The sequence below is a fragment of the Congregibacter sp. genome (genome assembly GCF_045107095.1).
Taxonomy (GTDB): Bacteria; Pseudomonadota; Gammaproteobacteria; order Pseudomonadales; family Halieaceae; genus Congregibacter.
Genome location: NZ_JBGCFU010000136.1, coordinates 1 through 3,057, shown reverse-complemented (window position 1 = coordinate 3,057; position 3,057 = coordinate 1). Strand labels below are relative to the sequence as shown.

The following is a 3,057-nucleotide window of genomic DNA, read 5'->3' as shown; positions in this document are numbered from 1 at the left end:
AGCGATCTCAAACTCGAGCGCTCCGGACGCTTTGCCCACTCAAGTGACTATGTGGTTCGTTGCGCCAACAATGTAGGGATGAAACTGGTGCATCAGGAAGCCATCCCTCTGCGGAAGGAACGCGGAGAATGGCTACCTGGCGAGTTATTTGTGTTCACCCTGTAAGAACGAAAAAAGGCGCTGCATCTACGACACAGCGCCTTTTTGTTGCCCTATCGAAAACCCTTAGGCTGCCGCGATCTCCTGCTGCGGAGCTGCCACGACCTCAGGCATAGCAGAGCTGTGATGCTCAACAATCTTCCATGCGCCGTCAATCTTGCGATAGAGGTATGTAAACCGCGCGGTAACCTGGGCTCCATCACCGAAGGTGAATGTGTACACCCCGGAGTTAATGGCGAGGCCGTCGGCAAGAAAGCGAACGTTCGCTTCGTCAATGACACCTGCGGGCTTCTTGGCCAGGAAGTTCACAAAGTAATCGCGAATCTCTTCGTGGTTGTGACGAACCTGATTAGAAACCGTGGGCAACAAAATCGCATCATCGGCATAAAGCGCTGTCACCGCATCGGGATTGCCCGTTGCGAGGGCATCGTTCCAGCTCTGGAAAAACTTCAGTACGTTTTCTTTGTTCATGTTGATCTCCTTAAAGTGCGCGTCAACAAAAGTTGGTGATAATGAGTTATTAGTGAGCGGCGACGGCTTGCACGGGTCTTACCGAACCACCGCGTTCATCCGTTCCACTGCGGCCTGCAATTTCCTGCAAAGCCTCGATTCGAGTGTCAAAGTGGGCGTCATCCGACAAGCTGTCGTCTGACCCCAAGCTACTCAGAGTATCCTTAATCGTTTGGGCCATACCGGTTATGTACACCCGCTTACCGGCCTTGTGGGCATCATCCGCAATGGTTTCGACGGCGCGCGCCGCGGAAACATCCAGGAAAGGCACACGATTGAAATCCAGAATGATGGAGTGCGTAGCTTGCTTGTAGCGTTCTCTCACGTGGTGACCCACGTCTGCTGCTGCACCAAAGCTAAGAGGCCCGCCAAATTCAAAGATCGTGACTTGAGTCCCGAGACGATCCAGCAGCACCTGCTCGTCATCCGAGGTTTGTGCGTAGGGGCGCGAAGCCAACTCCTCGAGTTGAATTTTCGCGACCTGTTGTACATAAGCCAGCGCCGCCAAGACCACACCAGCGCCTACTGCGGTAATCAGGTCGACAAAAACCGTAAGACCAAGAACCAACGCCATGAGAGCAAGATCCCAGCGGGGTCCGCGGTGTGCCCGCTTGAGGTAACTGAAGTCGATGATGTCCATACCCACCTTGACGAGAACACCCGCAAGGGCTGCGTGAGGTATGACTGAGGCAACAGATCCGACACCCAGAACCACCGCCGCGAGCACCACCGAGTGGATCATGCCTGAAAGCCGGGTGACACCACCGGAGCGAATATTGATAACGGTACGCATGGTGGCACCGGCACCTGCGATGCCGCCAAACAAACCTGCTACCGCGTTACCCACACCCTGGCCGATAAGCTCCTTGTTGGAGTCATGCCGGGTGCGCGTCATGTTATCGGCAACCAGCGACGTCAGCAGACTGTCAATCGAGCCCAACACAGCGAGAATAAACGCAGCCTCAAGTACCAGCATCATGGCTGACTGGTCAAACACGGGCATGTGCAGCGAGGGAAGGCCTGACGGGATGTTGCCCAGAATTGGCATCGCCGGCATGAAGAGACTCAACACCGTACCGATGGCCAGTGCCGCAAGCGCACCAGGGACATAAGTGCCCCATTTAGTAGGCCACTTATAGGCAACAATCAATGTCACCACACCAACCACCAACGCCGAATAGTTGATATCTGAGAGCACTGTGGGCAAGTGCGCCAGCGCATTCAACGTGCCGGACGGCGAATCATGACCAAAAAACGCATCTGCCTGCAGGATGATGATAATCACGCCAATACCGCTCATAAAACCGGAAACGACGGGATAGGGAACCAAACGAATGTAATTTCCCGCGCCGATGGCACCGAAGATAATCTGGAACAGGCCCGCCAGTATGACCGCGGTAAAAATAAGACTCACATCACCCGAGAGGCTGGCAAACAGCCCTGCCAGCACCACCACCATAGGACCTGTGGGTCCAGAAACATTGGTAGGCGTGCCTCCGAACATTGCGGCAAAGAATCCAACAATGATGGCGCCGTACATACCCGCAATGGGTCCCAAGCCCGAGGCGACACCAAAGGCCAGCGCCAGAGGAATAGCCACCACACCGGCGGTTAGGCCGCCGTACACATCCCCACGAAGGTGGTTCAAATCAAATTTTAGCAACGATCTCATAACTGGGTCCTGCCCCGAATACACCGAGGAGCTCTTACTTGATGCATTCACTATGGATCGTGCCGTACATAAAACAAATACAAGCTTTGCTTTTCTGTTATAGTTTTTACCTATATAGGGAATCGCTATGGTTAACCAATAATGGCGACAATCAAACAAATTCAATATTTTCAGGCGGTCGCGGAAACGCAGTCCATTCGCCGCGCTGCAGATCGTCTGGATATCGCCCAGCCAACTCTCTCGACACAGCTCGGGTCGCTGGAAAAGAGCCTCGGGGTGACCCTCTTTGAACGCAGTCGCCGCGTTACCCAGCTCACACCTGCGGGTAGGCAGCTACTACCGGTAACGAAACAACTCATTGGCCAATGGCATGAAATGCAGGAGCTGGCGCATACGCTGTCAGATACGGCGGCCTCGACGCATCGTATGGGCGTGCCACCTACTCTGGGGCCTTACTTACTGCCCAATATTGTCCCGGCAATTCATAAACAGTTCGACCGACTAAAACTGTATGTGCGTGAAGAGCCCCCCAGTCAATTAGAAGCAGGCGTAAAAGAAGGTCGCCACGATCTCGCGCTTGTTCCCTTACCCTTGCGATCAACTAGTCTGGCTGTGGATGTGCTGTTTCGTGAACCCTTGCTGCTAGTAGCCTCCAAAGAGGCGGGCTTGGCGGTGGATGGTGTTCTTCAAGAACAAGAGCTCGCCGGTATGAGTAT

General features: G+C 54.2%; 3 protein-coding genes. 1 reads left to right on the top strand and 2 read right to left on the bottom strand.

The genetic code is table 11. The annotated features are described in order from the left end of the window. Positions 1-225 precede the first annotated feature (225 nt). Together AB8B76_RS15770 and AB8B76_RS15765 are read right to left on the bottom strand one after the other, a co-directional pair. Entirely contained in the window at positions 226-630 is a 405-nt protein-coding gene (locus AB8B76_RS15770; RefSeq protein WP_405273839.1) for an SgcJ/EcaC family oxidoreductase, read from the bottom strand. Positions 631-679: 49 nt separating this feature from the next. Next, entirely contained in the window at positions 680-2,341 is a 1,662-nt protein-coding gene (locus AB8B76_RS15765) for a SulP family inorganic anion transporter (protein ID WP_405273838.1), read from the bottom strand. A 141-nt stretch (positions 2,342-2,482) separates the two neighbouring features. Between AB8B76_RS15765 and AB8B76_RS15760 the strand changes: the two genes are divergently transcribed. After that, on the top strand, positions 2,483-3,057 hold a 575-nt coding region (locus AB8B76_RS15760), incomplete at its 3' end, for a LysR family transcriptional regulator (RefSeq protein WP_405273837.1).